Here is a 17685-nt window from a genome sequence, read left to right as displayed (position 1 = left end):
ATGAACCTAAGCCCTAAGAAACTTATCAAAATATTAAAACAGTACGGTTTTGTTTTCAAACGATCCAAAGGGTCGCACCAACTCTATTACAACCCTGTTACCAACAAAACGGTTATCGTGCCTGTACACAGTGACAAGGACATGAAAAAGGGCACTTACCTTGCCATCCTCAAACAAGCAGGTATTGATAAAAATGATTTAGACTAAAAAGTTCGTTATTGTGGGACATGCATTTCTACCTTTCTTTTCTGCTGGTAATTTTTTAGCAGGACTAAATGGAATCATTTCCGTTAATTTTTAAGCACTTTGGCATCAATTAATAGTCATTATTCTTTGTTTAACTCTATTCTAATATCTTCGATCTGTCTTGAGACTGAACTAATTTTATAAGCAAGTTTATTAATCATCTCTTGCACCTTTTCCTCATTATCAAGAACATTGAAGTTAAATAAAATAGCATCCATCCATAATTGTAAATCGTTAGGATAATACTTCAACATAAGATCGTAGACAGCTTCAATATCTTTTAAATCGTAGATGGAGAATATCGCTTCTGATTTAGACAATTGTAAAGCCTCCAGAATCAATTGACATATTTTATGATTGAGCAAATACTTCTCATCGACTTCTAAAATCAAATTAAAAAAGGAACAATCATCCTCTTTTTTTGCTTCGAGATCATCCAGTAACTTACTGATATCCTCTTCAGAAGCTTTAAGTCGTTCTTTTATATCTAATTATGTTTATCATTTGTTTTATTTTTATCCAACAATCTAGGTATTTGATCAAATGATATTTTTTTGCTCGTTCTAATCCATTATAATAATATCAATACCATCGTCATTTATATCCAGTCTTTTATTGCCTTACCCATCTTTGTCTAGCATTCCATTTTCAACTTCATTTTCCAACCTACCCATTCTAAGTACATTCCACTTATTTTTATGAATGAACTTCGTGTTGCTTAATCAGAGTACTTAAGCTGTTTATTCATAGACTCTTGCCGCCAATAAGATTTCAGAAAAAACCTTCCATGAAGGAACCTCATGAGTCCTATCCACGGAATATCCCAACAAACCCTCAATAAAACTCGTCAAGTCATTATTTTCCCAATCTTCTGGTTTTTCCTCAAGACTTTTTTTCAATAACTTAAGAAACTCTATAAATCCATATTTGGAACTGACATTTTGTGTGTGTTCATATATATCCATTTTCAAAGCGATTATTAACGTATTTCAATTGATACTCCTTGATTTGTTGTAGTAAATTTAAACTTTATTTTATGGGAATTGCATTCAACTTCTGATAATTGACGGGAAGACCTGCATCTTGAAAAGCCTTTAAACCTCTATTATCTAACGTATAAATTAGTCCACCTTTTTCAACTATCCTTATCGGAGCTACTGCATCAGGCGAAATAGCTCCGCTCTTCAACTTTTGCGTGCAGGAAGTGACCAAGCTCTCCGAGAAGGACAAGGAATATATTTTCGTGACCCTCGATTCACTCATCAGGGATTTTAAAAAAACATACGCTAAATAACAAAAGCCCGGCAAATCCGGGCTTTTGCTATTATAAAAATTCTTGTGGAATGTTTTTAAACTGTTCTTCTTTATCCCACTTTTCAGGTTTTTCCTTTGGCTCAAACCAATTTGCACCTTCACTTATCCATTTTTCCCTATATCGTTTTATTGCTTCTATTGTGTAATCTTCATTACTAAACTCCACACCACAACAAGGACAAATTTCATAAGTAGGACAATTACCGTCTTCCCCCCAAGGTAAATCTTCATTATATAGTCCACAAACTCTACAATTATGGTCGCTCATTTCTATATCGTTTTATTGCCCTAACCAATATTTCATACCGTCCGTAGGTCTAAACATAGTTCTTGGAACTCCATAACACCAAATGTATTTGTTCCCGGATGATCTTTTAAAATATCGCCATTGGTTCTTGTTTTAATTAAAGTTTCTGCTGGTGAATTGTGCATAAAACTCTTAGCACCTTCCACATACTGTTTGGCATTTATAAACTTTGGAAATTCCGCTCCTTGTTTCTTCCAATGCCCAAAAGCATTTTTTACAGAACTCATCTTACTTGTTGATGTCCAAAGCTGAGTTCCCGTCTTAGCGGCAATATTTGCATCTCCTCGGACAGCGGCACCTCCAACTTTTCCTATAGGAAAGATGCTTGCAGCCCTAAAATGGCACCTCCTAAACTCATGCTATTACCCATGATGTCCTTACCTCTGAAAGCGTAGGTAATACTGTTCAGAACATGGGTTGTGGGAAGGTATTGGTTTACTTGGTCTAAAACGTACATAAACTTATCAGCAATGCTTCCGGTACCATCCCCTCCATAGTTCCTGCTCTCAAAGCGGTTCGGTGCAGTAACAGTAACCTCATCTATAGCTACGACATCTACATCTTCTCTATACGTCTGCATATAATCCGTATTGGCAGATAGCGAATCCAATCCAAAGGGATCTGTATATCCTAATGGATTATTTAAAACATAGGTATAGGCCGATACCCCTTAATGGTTCTCCGCCATTGGATCCACCACTTTCCACCTACCTATCTCTGCGTCATAGAACCTTGCACAGTAGCCCCAGAAATTCCCAACCATTAAGGCTGGGAATTTTCAATTTTAAATAAGGATTTTTTAGTTGTCTTGTGTGTAACAATATTTTTGATACATTACCAAACACCTGGAATTTTTATTTATTTTTCTGTTGTTTCTTTATTGCTTTTTCATAAAACGGAGCAATTTCCAATATAATCTTTTCTCCATTTCGGAAAACCTGTATTATAGAATCTCCCTTTACTTTACTGATAGAATCTCCAACTTGCATCTTTCCCCAAAAATATGGATGAATTCCTCTACTCTTATTATTAACAAATTCAATCATAGAAGCATTGTGATTAAATTTATCATAATATTTCCTTTCAACTTTTCCATTATAGGAATCCTCAATTTCTAAATTATAATTTTCTTTCATCATTGATAATTTATCCTTTTTATAAATGAATTTAAAAACTAAAAAAAGACATAATCCTATCATTAAAACAAAAACTATCGGATGAACCTTTATTCCTCTTTGCTTTTCCATTTCAAGGTAACTATAGTTTTAAAACCTATATTCTCGTAGAACTATCACAGCACCAGCAGAGATTCACTTGTTGACTTCAAGTCTATTTCCTTGAGAAAAACATAAACCAGATCTGCTTAAAGACAAAGAACGGCTATCATTGGAACTTCTCCTAATTCTTCTAAAAAGAAAAAAAGCTGTAAACTTGAAGCGATCACAAATACGAAGCCAAATACCTACTCATTCTACCTAAGCTATCTTGAATATAAAGGTTTCCCCGGAAACCTATCAGCTCCGTTATCACCACAGGTAATTAGAAAATAAAACAATATAAAAATGTACAACTATATTGTTATCCTCCATACAATGTGCAACTTTCCAGAGCCTTTAAAGTTTTGCTCTTTGTTTTTACTCTTTATCTGGCTTCAATTCTTAGACATAAGAATAACCTTTAGTGTATGATAAGATAAATTGAAGAAAGGTCTAAAGGACCTACATCTGTCCATTTAGGATGGCTATGGTTATTTTCACGTAATTGTTGTCTTGTTTTAAATATTTTCGCCATCAAAAGGGAAATCGACACCTTTATCTATTTTAACTCAATATAGTTCCTCTTGGCATTATCAACATTCCAAAAGCGGCAAACAGCAAAAGAACAATTGCCAACACGCTTAAAAAGTAGTAGACACCTCCATATTGCGATACAAAAAACAAGCTTTGGATCGAAGAAAAAAGCAAACTAACCAACATTATCCAGTTCCAAATATTCAGAAATAATTTTGCATGTTCAACATTGCTTACAAGAGCATAAACAACTTCATTCCTATATGTTACGGTCAATATGAACAAAATGATAGCAAAAACAAAGTTTATCTTATATAACATCATATTAGTAGCCCATTAGTTTAATTCCAAACTTATATTGGTCATTAGTATTATGACTTAAGTAGAGTTTTTAATCAGTTATAGTTTTGATAAGTTTTAAAAACCGTTAATAGTTAATATAATGGTATAGCAGCTATATTTCTTTTTGTATTTCATTTTTAATTTCATAAATTTTTGATAGCTCTGCAGTTAGTCTTTCTTCCAACTCAATTATTAAGGCAAGGGCTCTGTTATTATCCGTCATTACGTTGTAATTAAAGTATATTGCTTCCAAATTCAAGTCTAAATTAGATTTATGTTGTTTTAAAAGGATATCGAATATTTTAGCTATATCCTCTAACTCAAAAGAATCATATATCGATTCTGTCTCAGAAATCTGTAGTGCAGCTGTCATAATTAAAATTAATCTTATGTCGTTTAAATACTTTTGATCAACGTTATTCAAATAATTGAAGAATGACGTATCATTTTTAGTTCTACGCATTAAATCATGAGAAATCACATTTATGTTTCTTTCATATTCTGTTAATCTCTCTATAAAGTTGTTTAGGTTTATCATCGTTTCGTTGTTTTTAGTTTGTCATGAATGCGTTCAGCTTGGTCTATTAATTTTTTCATATCCTAAGCTATCTTGTCACCTTTCTTTGCCAGCTCAGTTAATTCTTTTCTCGTTTTTTTACCATATTTAGGATTATATGATTTGCCCATTTTCAACCTTCCGGGACCTTCAACACCCAACTTCTTTCTGTCCGAACTACAATAATACCGTTTGATGAGTCAATTCTTGAAAAAAAATCTTTCTCATCTAACCAAAAGCTTTGAGATAGGCCTCTATCTCCATCAACTAAATAAAATTGAGAATAATCTGTATCAAGATTTAACTCATAACTTCTATACAGCATATTCATAAAACACGAACTTAACATAAATATGCAAAGCAGATAAACCTCTAATCCATTCATAATCTTCGAACACCTTTACTCTCCTTAGGTTTCGTCTATCTTTATCCCGATCATAATGAAGAACTTTAAGTTTACTTCTCTCAAAAGCATTTAATTTATGCTCGTAAATGCTTTTTGTTAAAGATTCATATCATATGCCGCTACCAACGCGAACGCCTTCCGTGGAAGTGGCCTCCAAGCTGGTCGATGCGCTCATCAGAGATTACAAGGCTAGGAAAACATATGAGCAATAAAACAATAGTATCAACCTTTTTCAAGATTGGCTCCATTGTTTACTATACTAGTCTTCTGCATTATCGAAATTAAGGAGTGTATTGTTTTAAGACATTTACTTTCTTATCATTATTCATAGCTGGCCAAATAACTATACGATAAAAATCATCTCCTTCATCCCCCTCAACAGTCGTCAATCCTTTTGAATAAACCCGAACACTATACAATCCCGATGGCAACTCAACTTCTTGAACTACACTTGATGTAGGACAGTCCTGAACTTGTAAAATACCTGTCTCAATATCGATTTTACCTTCAACAACATGATCATACTCATCTAAGTTCCCAATATTAGATCCATCATTCTTTATCTCCAATCGCCCTTTTACCGGACCATAACATTCTGTTCCTACAGCTAAAAACCCCTTATCAGAGGCCATTCTTTGATAAAAAGCGGTGTCTGTCCATAAATCGCCATCAGAATCTTCATCAGCCCCATCAGTCAAGTAAAATTGACTATACTGGGTATAAAAATCTAAAGGGTATACATCCTCATTAATCATATTTTTACAAGAGCTAAGATTTAATAAAATCAATAAAACAAACAACATAAAACTCCTTGAATATCAAACTCATAATTAATTCAAACTTCGTTTTATAAATATAATTTATAAAACCTACTTAAACATAAATTTTGGTTGATCAATATTGGCATCGCACTGAAAGCAAGGTGAAAGTATACCGAAAGTATGTAAAATGTATATCAATTATACTAACAACATACTTTCAAATTAGAAACACCTTTCATTCATAAAGTTTTAAACCAATACCCACTTCAAACCCTTTTAAACCTAGAATGGAATTTATTTTTAATGAATAATTGATGTTCTTAAAGGGATAATATTTAGTAAATTTTCAATGGTTCAGCTGTTGAATTTGAAAAAATCATATCGTATTACCGTGAAAACGATAAAAATTTAAAAGGTGCAGACCGAAATGACTAACAATCCCTTAATTTCATTAAAAATAGATGATAAATATAGTATTCTCATCTGCAAAAGGCAATGACGCTTTGAATGGTCAAATAATAATTTGGTTATGAAACATGATTATATTAATCTTCTTAAAAAAAATTTAATTTGTAGGAGTTTTATTCAACACCTTTTTATTGGCTTCAATATAATCCCAATGCCAACCTAACCGTTCTTTCACTTCTTTGAAAATCCGGGGATGAAGTAATTCAATTTCTTCACTCCCATAAATATCCTTATAAGATTCAACAAATTTCATATCTAGCTGTCTCCGCAAAAAGATCACAGCGTTATATCCCCACTGAAGTTCGTCCGGAGAAACATTGTCATGATCTTCAATGACCTTCGATATTTCACCGTTTTTAATAAAAAACACAAAATTCGTCGTATTACCTCCCATCTTTGCGGATAAGTATTCTTCCTGTAGTGAATCAAGATCAATAAAATCAAAACCATCAATTATTGATTCTAATAGATTCACCTTTAATTTGGATTGATAAAAAGAACCAGGAATTTCATCTATTTCTCTTATTTCAAATTTTTGATATAAATAATTGCCATCATTATCTAGGGTGTATAATTCATCTGAGAGATCTTCAGGAGTAATTGATACAACGATTACTTTATCAAAACTTCTAATACTGTTTGAAACTTTTTCAACCTTTTTATATTTAAATACCTCATCTTTAATTCCTATTGTTTGAAGCATCAAACTCTTTTCATCAAGGCCTTTTATTAACAACATTTGCCAATCCAGATTAGCTATATCCCATACCTTAAGTGTGTCGCCATTAATTTTAAATTTCGTTTTGGAGCCAATCAACATCGGTATTCCATTATCTGAATTATTCCTATCAAAAAAACCAGGTTTATAATTACAAGAATCCCCATAGAAATAAAAGCCATTTGAAAAAACACCGAAAAGGTTACGAGTTGGATATACATCGTGTGGTGAATTTTCCATGACCCGATCTAAACTATGGTTTTCAAATACCATATCGATTGCCCACCTTCCTTGTATATCCTCGCTGCTGAAGCCTTTCTTTTTTTGATGGCAAGACATGAGCACCAAAAGAGCTATTTGCATCAAAATAACTGTGTGGAGAAATTTCATATTATACAATTAAATAGTAGTATTGGTCCAGTTTGCTCATAAACACTATATTATACCACTTTTGATCATGAATAATTAATATATGTGCACTCAAGCAAGATTATTTCAAGAAAAAAATATGCTTAACACTTTATTTATTATAAAAATATGAAGTTTGTTTATAAATATGAACGCCATTTTATCAAAAGGTGTTTAAAATATTACTGAAGTAAACACATCACAATGTAATTAAGATTACCATCACAGATTCCTCCTTAGGTACAGTATCCAGCAATCCGCAAAGAATTCTAATCACATATTAGATATTTTTCGTTTATTTGTAATCCGAATTAACACGAATCTATGAGTTGGTTTAAAAGAAACAAAGCAGGAATACAAACTGCGACCGAACATAAAAAGGAGGCACCAGATGGGATGTGGAATAAATGTCCGAACTGTAAAAAACCACTTTTGAATGTTGAGCAAGTAGAAAATAAATACGTTTGTCATTATTGCGATTACCACATTAGAATTGGCTCTACGGCTTATTTTTCTGTATTATTTGACAATAACGAATACACCGAACTATTCCCTAACCTAAAAGCTGGAGACCCTTTAAATTTTATCGATAGCAAGCCTTATAAGGATCGCTTGGTAGAAAGTCAGGCAAAAACAGGATTGAACGATGCTTTGCGCTCTGCTGTAGGGAAGCTTGATGGACAGGAAATTGTGATCGCTTGTATGGATTTCTCTTTCATCGGAGGTTCCATGGGTTCTGTTGTTGGTGAAAAGATCGCGAGATCAATCGATTATTGTATCGAACATAAACTGCCTTTTATGCTGATCTCCAAATCCGGAGGTGCACGTATGATGGAAGCCGCTTTTTCATTGATGCAAATGGCGAAAACATCGGCTAAACTGGCTCTTCTTGCGCAAGCAAAACTACCTTATGTTTGCTTATTAACAGATCCTACAACTGGAGGTGTTACGGCATCTTATGCGATGTTAGGTGATATTAATATCGCAGAACCAGGTGCATTGATCGGTTTTGCAGGTCCTCGTGTGATTAAGGAAACCATCAAAAAGGATCTTCCAAAAGGATTCCAGACTTCGGAGTTTGTATTGGAGCATGGTTTCTTAGATTTTATTGTAGATAGAAGACAATTGAAAGATAAAGTAGCTACTTTCTTGAAATTAGTGAAGTAGGTATAAATATTATTGGTTTAAATACCACTAACAACATAAGGCGATCAATATTGATCGCTTTTTTTGCTTTAATCCTACTTGCATAAAGAAGCCTCTAAAGAAAACATTACTTTTTCAAATACTTCAGAAAACTAAAAGGGCGTCTCTTGTTAATATAATACAAGTTTTCTTCATTTTCAAAGGCTTCCCTTTCAAAGGAGATATGCACATAGGCTTGAAGAAAATTTCGGTACTGTACAAAGCGGAATAGAAATTCCAAAAGATAGAGGATATAAAAAGGCAGAATCAACAATTCCAATGCTTGCGAAAGGTGAATCCTCTCATGGTTGATCAAAACTTTATCTGATCGATTCGCCAGTTCTCGCAAAAAGATAAATGGAAATATCGTGATGGCCTGCGCTTTTCCGGCAGAAAAAAAACGCGTCCAAAACTTACTCACTATAATTTTCCCTTTCATCGATCAGAATATGCTTTTTATAGAATTTGCACAATAACTATGTTTTTCGCTATAAAAATATAGCTTTTTTTTAATTTCAAAATTGATTGTATATTTGTTATAATCACCAAAAGCATTAATTCATGCCATATAAAGAACGCGAAATCAATAAATTGTACTATACAATGGGGGAAGTTACCGAAATGTTCGATGTAAATGCCTCACAAATCCGTTTTTATGAGCGTGAATTTGATATCCTACAACCTAAGAAAAACAAAAAAGGAAATCGATTATTCACTCCAGATGATATCGCCAACCTAAAGATCATCTTTAATCTTGTCAAAGATAAAGGGTACACCCTTCAAGGCGCTCGCGACTTTCTTAGAAACAATAAAAATGAAGCTAAGGAAAATCAACGGGTCGTGGATTCCTTGGAAAAATTGAAAAGTTTCTTGCTGGAAGTTAGGGATAGTTTATAATCTGAATATTGTTTATAAACGGATATACCATTTATTTTCCATCACCATCTCGGGTTCAACTCGACCACTTCCAGGTTCTCTATCCGATCCTGATTGATCTCAAAACGCATTAACGTTCTTTGCTTATGCCAACCCTGTTTTCCGGCTGCTCCGGGATTTAAATGCAGTAATCCCAATTTCTGATCAAACTGCACCTTCAAAATATGCGAATGTCCACAGATAAATAACTTTGGGGGATTCTTGCGGATCTCTTCCCGAACCAGTGGACTATATTTCCCGGGGTAACCTCCAATATGCGTCATCCAAACATTCACTCCTTCGCATTGAAAACGCAGATTTTCCGGATAGATCATCCTAATATTCTTTCCATCGATATTCCCAAAAACCCCTTTTAGTGGTTTAAAAGCCTGCAACCTTTCAATAACCTCCATGGAACCAAAATCTCCAGCATGCCAGATCTCATCACAGTCCTTGAAATATTCAAAGACCGCATCGTCCAAATAACTATGCGTATCCGAAATCAGTCCGATTTTCATATTAAAAAGCTAAAAAGAAAGGTTCTAATAAATGATTATAAGCATCTGAATAAATCCCTCGGCCCTTATAGATAATAAATTCTTCTGTTTTTGGCTGATTGGCCTTACGGGCAAAACTGATGATACAACGAAAACTATCCGAATCTTCAAAAGATCGGATATTGCATTGTCCATTCCATTCCAGGCCATGCTTAATCGCCTCATCTTTTAAGAACTGTTCCATCTCGATAGGAACTATCAGCTGAATCTGCCCATCCGCCTTTAATCTTTCCGAAGCAAACTTAATCATCCCTTTGAAAAAGGTATCATCCGTGTGTTTTGCAACTTTTTTCCGTTGATCAGGATTATGGAGGGAATTTAAATAGAATGGTGGATTGGACACAATCAAGTCGAACTGCAGTTCCGTTTGCCAATGAAAGATATCGCCATGAACGAGCTGCATCCTATCCTTGAAGGGCGATTGCTTAAAGTTCATGCCTGCGGTTTCAGCGGCCAGTTCATCAATTTCCACGCCACATACGTTCGCCTGCTCAAAACGTTGGGCAAGCATCAAGGCAATGACACCGGTACCTGTTCCGATATCCAAGATATCCATGGATTCCGGATTAACTGCTGTTCCATGATAAGCCCCTCCCTGCTGAAATCCGGCTGTTGCGCCCAATAAGACTCCATCGGTATTGATCCGCATCGGTACATTATTCTGATCTACAGCAAATTGTTTGAATTGAAAGACCTGTCCCAATATTAAATACGAGTTTCTAATTTAAACACGAAAAACTAATTCTTTAGTAAACGTTGGATCTCATCCAATTTCATCAAGGCTTCAACTGGCGTTAAGGTATTCACGTCCAGGTTGTTCAACATATCCCTGATTTTCTCCAGCACCGGATCATCAATAGCGAACATCTGCAATTGATAGGCCTGCTTTTGAATCTTCCGCATGCTATCCTTGATCTTTTCTCCGCCGGTGCGTTCCTGCTCCAAACGTTTCAGAATATCATTCGCACGGCCGATCAATTTCGGCGGCATACCTGCCAGTTTCGCGACATGTATACCAAAGCTATGTTCAGATCCTCCGGGAACCAATTTCCTTAGGAAGATCACTTTATTATTCACCTCTTTCACACTTACATTGTAATTCTTGATGCGGGGCATGGAATTACAGAGCTCGTTCAATTCATGGTAATGGGTGGCAAAAAGCGTCTTTGCCTGACAGCTCGGATGCCCATGCAGGTATTCTGCTATCGCCCAGGCAATAGAAATACCATCATAGGTACTCGTACCACGACCGATCTCATCCAAGAGGATCAAACTGCGGTCAGACAGGTTATTCATGATGCTTGCCGTTTCATTCATCTCCACCATAAAGGTTGATTCTCCAGAGGATAGATTATCCGAAGCCCCAACACGGGTAAAGATCTTGTCGACAATACCAATACTTGCTTCCTTCGCCGGAACAAAACTTCCGATCTGAGCCATCAATACAATCAGACCCGTTTGTCGGAGCAAGGCAGATTTACCTGCCATATTCGGACCGGTAATAATAATGATCTGTTGCGTTTCTGGATCCAAAAAGGTATCGTTCGTGATGTAATCCTCCCCAATTGGAAGTTTCTTTTCGATCACAGGATGTCTACCGCCTTTGATATCCAAAACACGAGAATTATTGATCTCAGGTTTTATATAATAGTTCTTTTCTGCGATCACCGCAAAGTTCAACAGCACATCCAACTTGGCGATCAATTGCGCATTGAGCTGGATGGGCTTGATGTAAGCCGCGATATCCTGCAATAATTCGGCATAGATCCTATTTTCGATGACCTGTATTTTCTCCTCGGCACCTAAGATCTGCTCTTCGTATTCTTTAAGTTCTTCGGTGATGTAGCGTTCTGCATTGACCAAGGTCTGTTTGCGGATCCAACTATCCGGAACTTTATCTTTATGGGTATTGGTGACTTCCAAATAATAACCAAACACATTGTTGAATGCTATTTTAAGGGATGGTATACCCGTAGCCTCCGATTCCCGACGTTGGATTTCCAAGAGGTAATCCTTCCCACCGAATGCCACCTTTCTTAGCTTATCCAGGTCCGCATCCACCCCATCTTCGATCACATTGCCTTTGTTCAATGCCACCGGAGGTTCGGCTTTAACCGTTTTTTCGATCTTGTCCCGAATAAGGAGACATGGATTCAACTGTTCGGCTATCATCCGTAGCGATTCGGTATCCGAAGCATTGGTCATCTCCTTCAGTTTTTCCACTGCATATAAGGCCCGCTTCAATTGGATAATCTCACGAGGATTCGCCTTCTGAAGTCCGATTTTACTGATCAGGCGTTCCAAATCACCCACCTGCTTGATCTCACGGATAAGCTCATCGCGTACATCCCGATGGTTATGGAAATATTCCACCACCTGTAGCCGCTCCTGAATTGCTTTTTCATCCTTCAAAGGCATGATGATCCAGCGTTTCAACAATCGGGCACCCATAGGCGATGATGTTTCATCCAGGACATCTGAAAGGGTACTGGCATTTTCATTGGCAGAACCGATCAACTCCAGGTTACGGATGGTAAAACGATCCAACCACATGTAGCGATCTTCCTCGATACGGGAAATATTGGAAATATGCTGCAGATTTCGGTGTTCGGTTTCATTCAGGTAATGGAGTGCGACACCAGCAGCAATAATGCCGATGTTCATGCGATCTACCCCAAAGCCTTTCATGGATTTCACCTCAAAATGCTTCAATAACTGTTCCTCGGCATAATCACCAGAATATGGCCATTCATCCAAGGTATAGGTATAGTATCCGGAACCAAACTGTTCCAGAAACTCTTTATACTGCTTCTTGGGAAGAATGATCTCCGTTGGCTTGAAACCTTGCAACAATTTATCGATATAACCCACATTCCCTTGGGCGACCAAAAATTCGCCGGTTGAAATATCCAAGAAGGAAACTCCAACGACCGATTTTTCGGTATAAAGGGAGGCCAGATAATTGTTTGATTTCTGATGAACGATGTTTTCATTGTAAGAAACACCTGGAGTTACCAATTCGGTCACCCCGCGTTTCACGATGGTTTTGGTCTGTTTGGGATCTTCCAATTGGTCGCATATCGCCACACGTTGTCCGGCACGCACCAGTTTTGGTAGATAAGTCTCTAAGGAATGGTGCGGAAATCCTGCCAATGCCGTTTCCGATTCGGTGCCATTACCTCTTTTTGTTAGAACAATCCCTAAAATTTTGGCGGCCTTCACCGCATCTTCCCCAAACGTCTCGTAAAAATCCCCCACTCTAAACAACAAAAGGGCACCAGGATATTTCGCCTTGATGGTATTATATTGCTGCATTAAAGGGGTTTGTTTCTTCTCTTTTGCCAAGATATGCCAATTTTGAATAAGATGTAAAAATAGCAGAATTATTAAAAAATACCTCTTATGTTTGCATAAAAATTCAAGGTTATGGCCATTAAGCGCAGTACCAAAAAGAATAAGATCAAACAAAACAACAGCAAAGGAAAATCCACTTTGTGGAGGAAGGTGGGTTACTATGCATTAAGGGGACTTATTGCATTTTTTGTGCTGTCTATTCTTTGGGTGATCGCCCTGCGTTTTATCAATCCTCCCATTACGTATCTGATGTTGACTAGGGGCTTTGAAAGGAAGGCTGCAGGGAAGGAATGGAAGATCGACAAGAAGTGGTTGGATTACGAGGATATCTCGGATAATTTGAAAAGAGCGGCTATTGCGGGTGAAGATGCCCATTTTTTGACGCATAATGGTTTTGATACGGAAGCGATCAAGCAGGCTTTTGAAAAGAATAAGGCAGGGAAAAAATTGAGGGGAGGAAGTACGATCAGTCAGCAAACGGCTAAGAATGTGTTTCTTTGGCCTGGAAGATCTTGGTTCCGGAAAGGATTGGAGACTTATTTTACGTTGTTGATTGAGGGTTTATGGAGTAAGAAAAGGATATTGGAGGTGTATTTGAATGTGATTGAGATGGGACAAGGTGTGTATGGGGCGGAAGCGGCTTCACAGTATTATTTCCATAAATCGGGGAAGAGTTTGACGAAGAAGGAAGCGGCATTGATTATTGCGGTGCTGCCTAGCCCGCAGAAATGGGACGCACGAAGGCCTTCTAATTGGGTAAATAGACGGGTAAATGCTATTGTGAGGTATATGCATGTTTATGAGATACCGGAGTAGATAGATGATAGACTTTGCCGTCATTGCGAGGAACGAAGCAATCCTAGCGCCCAACGTCATTGCGAAGTATTTTGAACGTCATTGCGAGGAACGAAGCAATCTTTAACCATGTCATGCTGAGCGAAGTCGAAGCATCTACATATGGTACCTGTACAAATCCTTCGACGCTGCTCAGGATGACATTAATCGAAAGATTGCTTCGTCGAGCCTCCTCGCAATGACGCATAGTACGAAATGTCTCAGTACCCCCAATGACTGCAGCCCGGACGCAACAAAAAAAACTACTTATAAATCTCCACCTTTACCTCTCCATCCTCCGTTACAGTTCCGCGATACATACCTTCAGTATTAAAAGGCATGGCCACATTTCCATTTGCATCCAAAGCGATCATTCCGCCATCACCGCCTAGCTTACCGATTTCATCGATTACCGCCTTACTTGCCGTTGCCACATTTTCCTTTCCATATTTCATCCTTGCAGAAACATTAAAAGCTGCAGAGGTCCGAATATAAAACTCCCCCCATCCTGTACAAGAAATTGCTGCTGTTTCATTATTGGCATAATTCCCTGCGCCGATGATCGGAGAATCCCCTACCCTTCCAAATTTCTTATTGGTCATGCCACCGGTAGAGGTTCCAGCCGCAAGATTCCCAGCTTTATCCAATGCCACGCAACCTACCGTTCCAAACTTTTCATCCTTAATAACAGGCGGCAAATTACTCTGCTGTCCATCATGATCCAATTCCATTCTTTCCTTATCACGTTCCAATGCCCGCTGCAATCCATCCCATCGTTGCTGTGTCCAGAAATATTGGGGATCAACGATCTCCAAGCCCTGTTTTTTAGCAAATTCCTCCGCCCCCTTCGCAATCATCATCACATGTTCCGATTTATCCATTACCGCTCTTGCTGCCTTGATAGGGTTCTTAACAATCGTAACTCCCGCAACAGCACCGGCCTTCAAGGTTTTTCCATCCATGATGGAAGCATCCAATTCATTCTTTCCCTGATTGGTAAATACCGCACCTTTTCCAGCATTGAACAAAGGCGAATTCTCCATGACTTCTATCGCGGCAATGACCGCATCCTGACTGGATTCACCGTTCTTGATCTTAGCATATCCCTTCTCCAATGCTTCTGTTAAAGCAGCGATATAAGCCTTCTCCAAGGAGTCGGTCATGTTCTTCTTCAGAATCGTTCCGGCACCTCCATGGATGGCCAACACATATTTCACTTCTTTTTTAGCCTGAGCCTGGCTATTATCCTGACTTCCCACCATCATTAAACAAGTTAGTAGCGTATATAGAATCTTTTTCATCATTAACTAATCATTTCCACAAATTAACCAAATATTGCCACAAAAAAAAGAGGCTGGATATCGAGTGATATCCAGCCTTTGGGTGCTTGTGTATTAATAGTTAGGTTATTTCTTTGTCACTGTCAATTTTGGTTTGGCATTTCCTTCCGATAGATCGACAACAAATTCATAGGTCGAATCCTTCGTTAAGGTCTTGCCAGCCAATAATCCTAAGTTACCCGGATCTCTACCGTTACTTCCATTTCCAACAAATACCACATCACTTGTCGTGGTCAATTCATTCTTGAATTCACCTCCCCATCCTTTTTGATGGAAGAATTTAAAGTTGATGTTATCCGTTTTGATGGATTTTCCAGCGATTACCGTTACACGGTATTTCTTGCCACCAATTGGCGCCATACAGATCGCATTATCTGGATTCCAGCCTACTTCATTCGAGGCTACCGTTGGTTTACCGATTCCTTCACCGATAATCCAAATAGCGCCGGTTCCGTCTGCATTTAAGCTCGCTAGGTTACTTCCGTTCATCGCTTCCGCGTAAATATATTCTTTATCGAAATTCGCATAGAAACGGTATTTACCGCTCATGGCGTTGAAGTAATATTTACCCCCATCCTCACGGATATAATCGGAACTGATACCCCATGCAGAAAGTCCTTCGATACCATCGATCGTAATCTCCTGCCCATTTTCAATCGTCAGATCAACACTGTACAGGTTGTCGTTTACCATTTTCATGCCCTCTCCATTGAACGCATAACCAATAATAAAAGGTGCTGCTTCATAAGTAAGGGTATTGAACGAAATGGTGTATACACCAGATACCGAATTGGAGAACGGAATATTCTGAGTGATCCCTTGCGTTATCATATCATTCTCCCAACCAAATTGAATCGGGTTTCCTGCAGCTCCAAATGCTGGTGCCTCTAAATAACCGTTCACTTTGAATGGTAGGTTTTCTGTTAATTCATACTTATTCAGAGCTACCCTGTTCATTTTATAGGTCTTGGTGGGTGTCACCAAATTGATATGAGGAAAATCAGGTCTACTGATCGTGATGGACTGGCTGGTATCGGCTTTCACCAATTCCACGTTTTCCAAGGTAAATTTCAATTCTGCGGCACCATTTGGAATATCCTTAAGAAAAGGCACAAATAATTTTCCAGTATATTCGCCATAATCTTTCGTACGGATAATCTTCTCGGCAACCACTTCCCCACTGAATAAAAGCTGAGCTTTCAACGTGGACAAGGCGACACCTTGGTCTTTAACATTGAGCGAGAAAGCAAGACTATCTCCGAAGAAAGCTGTTTTTGGCAGGTTCGTGATCTCCATGCTTGGTGACCCGCCACCAATTGGAACGATAAATTCATCCTCTTTACACGAGAACAGCAAGGTAAAAAGGCATAATATTGCGGTATAATTGATTAGTTTTTTCATTTTTTCCAAGTATAAGAAACTACCGAACTAGCAGGAACGGTATAGCCAAAATTGTTCTTACCATCCTCCAACACGATGAATGAATCAGCTCCAGAATGATTGGTAATCACGAAAGCATAGGATCCATCGGTGTTTTTAAATGCTGCATAGGTCAAATTACTGTCGGTATACCCTGTTGTACCAATACGAACAGCTCCAGGTTTAACCACCGAAGACATGTGGCCAATGATATAATAATGGGAATTTCTACGGATGGTTTTATAATCCGCTTTACTGATATCCACAGCTCCATAACAGGTTTGACATCCACCTTCACGGTTTGGTCCTTTGTCAGAATCCAACATCAGGTTCCAAACAATAACTGCTTTACTGAAATTATTTACGGTTCCTAAGGCCACTTCACGCATATCTTCGGTAAGACGTTTGCCCAATACATTGCCATCATTCCAGGTTCCAATGGATGTTTCTGTAAAAACGATATCCTTATTAGGTGCTTTGGCATGAATGTCCAATAATTCATCTTTGTGACCCCCATAATTATGGAAAGCTGAACCTGCAAAAAAGGCTGCCGCTGCAGGATCCTGGAAGATTTTTACCGGATAATCCTCTTGCTCTGGCATATCATCGTAATTATAGTTATGGTCAAAAGCATAGATTTTAGTGGTCAAACCAGCAGCTTTGATTTTTGGACCTAAGGCCGTTTTCACAAATGCCTGTTGTTCTGGCCAGAACATCAACAAGGAAGCGGAGTTGCCCGCATTCAATGGCTCATTTTGAGGCGTA

At 37.8% G+C, this 17685-nt stretch carries 21 protein-coding genes; 4 read left to right on the top strand and 17 right to left on the bottom strand.

Features of this window, described 5'->3' with window-relative positions; translation table 11 throughout:
• Positions 1-207, top strand: a complete 207-nt coding sequence (locus tag VJ786_RS05580; RefSeq protein WP_336557402.1) for a type II toxin-antitoxin system HicA family toxin — start codon at positions 1-3, stop codon at positions 205-207.
• 119 nt (positions 208-326) lie between these two features.
• On the opposite strand, the gene VJ786_RS05575 is transcribed toward VJ786_RS05580, so the two are convergent.
• From VJ786_RS05575 to VJ786_RS05530, 10 genes are all read right to left on the bottom strand, one after another.
• A complete protein-coding gene (locus tag VJ786_RS05575) occupies positions 327-638 on the bottom strand; it encodes a hypothetical protein (protein ID WP_336557401.1) in 312 nt (103 codons plus the stop codon).
• Between the two features lie 348 nt (positions 639-986).
• Positions 987-1211: a DUF7660 family protein gene (locus VJ786_RS05570; protein ID WP_336557400.1), complete on the bottom strand. Its 225-nt coding sequence runs from the start codon at positions 1209-1211 to the stop codon at positions 987-989.
• Between the two features lie 64 nt (positions 1212-1275).
• Positions 1276-1509, bottom strand: a complete 234-nt coding sequence (locus VJ786_RS16635) for a hypothetical protein (RefSeq protein WP_437129007.1) — start codon at positions 1507-1509, stop codon at positions 1276-1278.
• Between the two features lie 61 nt (positions 1510-1570).
• The gene (locus tag VJ786_RS05560; RefSeq protein ID WP_336557399.1) at positions 1571-1828 is read right to left on the bottom strand and encodes a hypothetical protein; all 258 of its coding nucleotides are present in this window, start codon (positions 1826-1828) and stop codon (positions 1571-1573) included.
• A gap of 32 nt (positions 1829-1860) precedes the next feature.
• Positions 1861-2094, bottom strand: a complete 234-nt coding sequence (locus VJ786_RS05555; protein ID WP_336557398.1) for a hypothetical protein — start codon at positions 2092-2094, stop codon at positions 1861-1863.
• A gap of 83 nt (positions 2095-2177) precedes the next feature.
• Positions 2178-2477: a hypothetical protein gene (locus VJ786_RS05550; RefSeq protein ID WP_336557397.1), complete on the bottom strand. Its 300-nt coding sequence runs from the start codon at positions 2475-2477 to the stop codon at positions 2178-2180.
• 244 nt (positions 2478-2721) lie between these two features.
• Entirely contained in the window at positions 2722-3114 is a 393-nt protein-coding gene (locus tag VJ786_RS05545) for a hypothetical protein (RefSeq protein WP_336557396.1), read from the bottom strand.
• 997 nt (positions 3115-4111) lie between these two features.
• A complete protein-coding gene (locus VJ786_RS05540) occupies positions 4112-4537 on the bottom strand; it encodes a hypothetical protein (RefSeq protein WP_336557395.1) in 426 nt (141 codons plus the stop codon).
• Positions 4538-5242: 705 nt separating this feature from the next.
• Positions 5243-5764 (bottom strand): hypothetical protein, encoded by a 522-nt coding sequence (locus VJ786_RS05535; RefSeq protein WP_336557394.1) that lies wholly within the window; start codon positions 5762-5764, stop codon positions 5243-5245.
• Between the two features lie 523 nt (positions 5765-6287).
• Positions 6288-7298, bottom strand: coding sequence for a hypothetical protein (locus VJ786_RS05530; RefSeq protein ID WP_336557393.1), 1011 nt, complete (start codon positions 7296-7298; stop codon positions 6288-6290).
• Between the two features lie 342 nt (positions 7299-7640).
• Between VJ786_RS05530 and accD the strand changes: the two genes are divergently transcribed.
• Positions 7641-8483, top strand: a complete 843-nt coding sequence (accD, locus tag VJ786_RS05525) for an acetyl-CoA carboxylase, carboxyltransferase subunit beta (protein WP_099367695.1) — start codon at positions 7641-7643, stop codon at positions 8481-8483.
• 106 nt (positions 8484-8589) lie between these two features.
• Here the strand turns inward: accD and VJ786_RS05520 are convergent, their stop codons facing one another.
• Positions 8590-8940 (bottom strand): hypothetical protein, encoded by a 351-nt coding sequence (locus tag VJ786_RS05520; protein ID WP_336557392.1) that lies wholly within the window; start codon positions 8938-8940, stop codon positions 8590-8592.
• Positions 8941-9062: 122 nt separating this feature from the next.
• On the opposite strand from VJ786_RS05520, the gene VJ786_RS05515 reads away from it, so the two are divergent.
• The gene (locus VJ786_RS05515; RefSeq protein ID WP_099367696.1) at positions 9063-9398 is read left to right on the top strand and encodes a MerR family transcriptional regulator; all 336 of its coding nucleotides are present in this window, start codon (positions 9063-9065) and stop codon (positions 9396-9398) included.
• Between the two features lie 41 nt (positions 9399-9439).
• On the opposite strand, the gene VJ786_RS05510 is transcribed toward VJ786_RS05515, so the two are convergent.
• From VJ786_RS05510 to mutS, 3 genes are read right to left on the bottom strand one after another with little or no spacing between them, the layout of a single operon-like run.
• Complete coding sequence (locus tag VJ786_RS05510; RefSeq protein ID WP_336557391.1) at positions 9440-9934, bottom strand: metallophosphoesterase family protein; 495 nt, start codon at positions 9932-9934, stop codon at positions 9440-9442.
• Between the two features lies 1 nt (position 9935).
• Complete coding sequence (locus tag VJ786_RS05505) at positions 9936-10676, bottom strand: tRNA1(Val) (adenine(37)-N6)-methyltransferase (RefSeq protein ID WP_336557390.1); 741 nt, start codon at positions 10674-10676, stop codon at positions 9936-9938.
• Positions 10677-10711: 35 nt separating this feature from the next.
• The gene (gene mutS / locus VJ786_RS05500; protein ID WP_336557389.1) at positions 10712-13288 is read right to left on the bottom strand and encodes a DNA mismatch repair protein MutS; all 2577 of its coding nucleotides are present in this window, start codon (positions 13286-13288) and stop codon (positions 10712-10714) included.
• 111 nt (positions 13289-13399) lie between these two features.
• Between mutS and mtgA the strand changes: the two genes are divergently transcribed.
• Positions 13400-14143 (top strand): monofunctional biosynthetic peptidoglycan transglycosylase, encoded by a 744-nt coding sequence (mtgA, locus tag VJ786_RS05495; RefSeq protein WP_336557388.1) that lies wholly within the window; start codon positions 13400-13402, stop codon positions 14141-14143.
• 281 nt (positions 14144-14424) lie between these two features.
• Here mtgA and VJ786_RS05490 read toward each other — a convergent pair whose 3' ends face one another.
• The 3 genes from VJ786_RS05490 to VJ786_RS05480 all read right to left on the bottom strand — a co-directional run.
• The gene (locus VJ786_RS05490) at positions 14425-15465 is read right to left on the bottom strand and encodes an isoaspartyl peptidase/L-asparaginase family protein (protein WP_336557386.1); all 1041 of its coding nucleotides are present in this window, start codon (positions 15463-15465) and stop codon (positions 14425-14427) included.
• 102 nt (positions 15466-15567) lie between these two features.
• Positions 15568-16902, bottom strand: a complete 1335-nt coding sequence (locus VJ786_RS05485; protein ID WP_336557385.1) for a DUF5125 domain-containing protein — start codon at positions 16900-16902, stop codon at positions 15568-15570.
• Positions 16899-17685, bottom strand: a 787-nt coding sequence (locus tag VJ786_RS05480) for a glycoside hydrolase family 30 protein (RefSeq protein WP_336557384.1), incomplete at its 5' end; no start/stop codon positions are given. The genes VJ786_RS05485 and VJ786_RS05480, both read right to left, overlap by 4 nt.

Origin of the sequence: Sphingobacterium tenebrionis, assembly GCF_037126265.1 — a bacterium.
Classification (GTDB): Bacteria; Bacteroidota; Bacteroidia; order Sphingobacteriales; family Sphingobacteriaceae; genus Sphingobacterium; species Sphingobacterium tenebrionis.
This window is presented reverse-complemented; position numbering and strand designations above follow the sequence as displayed.